The organism is Streptococcus orisratti DSM 15617, assembly GCF_000380105.1.
Lineage (GTDB): Bacteria > Bacillota > Bacilli > Lactobacillales > Streptococcaceae > Streptococcus > Streptococcus orisratti.
The window spans coordinates 1-1,319 of record NZ_KB904534.1 but is presented as its reverse complement, the minus strand read 5'-3'; the positions used below and the strand labels follow the sequence as shown (position 1 = coordinate 1,319).

At 37.6% G+C, this 1,319-nt stretch carries 2 protein-coding genes; both read left to right on the top strand.

Annotated elements, in window-relative coordinates:
• The first annotated feature begins 278 nt into the window (after positions 1–278).
• Complete coding sequence (locus A3I7_RS0111890) at positions 279–722, top strand: LytTR family DNA-binding domain-containing protein (protein ID WP_018376958.1); 444 nt, start codon at positions 279–281, stop codon at positions 720–722.
• A 17-nt stretch (positions 723–739) separates the two neighbouring features.
• Complete coding sequence (locus tag A3I7_RS0111885) at positions 740–1,183, top strand: DUF3021 domain-containing protein (protein WP_018376957.1); 444 nt, start codon at positions 740–742, stop codon at positions 1,181–1,183.
• Positions 1,184–1,319: the final 136 nt, after the last annotated feature.

Below are 1,319 nucleotides of genomic sequence, written 5' to 3'. Positions count from 1 at the left end.
ACTTAGTCTGAGACTAAATTCTGTTGGTTTTATGCAGTTTTCTCAGAGTAACTTCTGGAAGGACGGGAACTAGAACTTACTTTGAGAATTTACCACCTTTTCATGTACCACCTTTTCATGTAACTCTTACCACTCTTACAAAAAATCTTGAAATTTTTGAAAATCCTTGTCTTTTCAAAACATGGACCACTTATCCCTCCAAAATAACCACTTATTCCAAATTTATGGTTTTAGATGAGGATTTAGGTTATACTACAATCAGAAAGGGGGAGGTTCTTATGAAGCTCGAAATCTTCAAAAACCTGATCATTCCTGAAACGCTGATTAAAATTTACACAGCGCAGCCTATTGACCACAAAACTCAGCAAGTGATTGACCTTGTCAAAGGCACAACTACTACGAATTATGTGCGTGCCTTTTGGATGGAAAAAGTGTACTTTCTCCCTCCTAAGGATATTAGCCGCATTTATACAGACGGTAAAAAAGTCTGTCTAGAAACTACCGATAAAGTTTATACTAGCAAACTTCGCCTCTACCAACTAGAGCAAGAACTCCCTGAGAATTTCGTCAGAATTTCACATAGCGAGATAGTGAATATAGACTACATTAAACGACTTAATCTCAATTTAAAAGGGACTATTGAAATTACTTTAACAACTGGACAAACCAGTTTTGTCTCTCGGCGTTCCTTGAAAAATGTTAAGAAAGCGCTGGGGGTTTAAAAGAAAGGAGGATCATCATGAAAACACTTAAAAAATTGATTGCCTACACCTTCATTGGCATGGGAATAGGTACACTGGCTACCTACTTGGCTAGTCTTATCATCGGAAAAGGATTTTCTCCTGCTATCCCAGCTTTTCTAGAACAATTTCCAGATAAAACGACAGCTATTGGCGTTCAGCTGATGATTTTTGCAGGATTAGGCATTCTGCAAGGAATGGCTGGCTCTATTTTTAGCAAAGTTGATGCTAAGCGTAGCCTGCTAGCCTTAACAGGCATCCACTATGGACTAATTGTCTTGCCTCTACTGCTGGCTGGTTGGTACCTCAAGTGGTTCTCACTTAATCTTCCTGCTTTCATAGGTTTCCTCCTTCTTATCAGCGGCATTTATGGGGTTGTTTATCTCTTTAACTACCTAGCTATCAAAAAAGATATTCGAGAAATCAATACTAAGCTCGGTTAAGTTTTACAATCAATTCTACAAAAAACCATGTGAAATAATTGTGATATACTCCCCTTATGGTGGACAGTGAAAAAACAAAAATTTTCACTAGAAACTATAAAGGGAGTTTTATTATGTCCAAAAGAAGTCCAAAGTC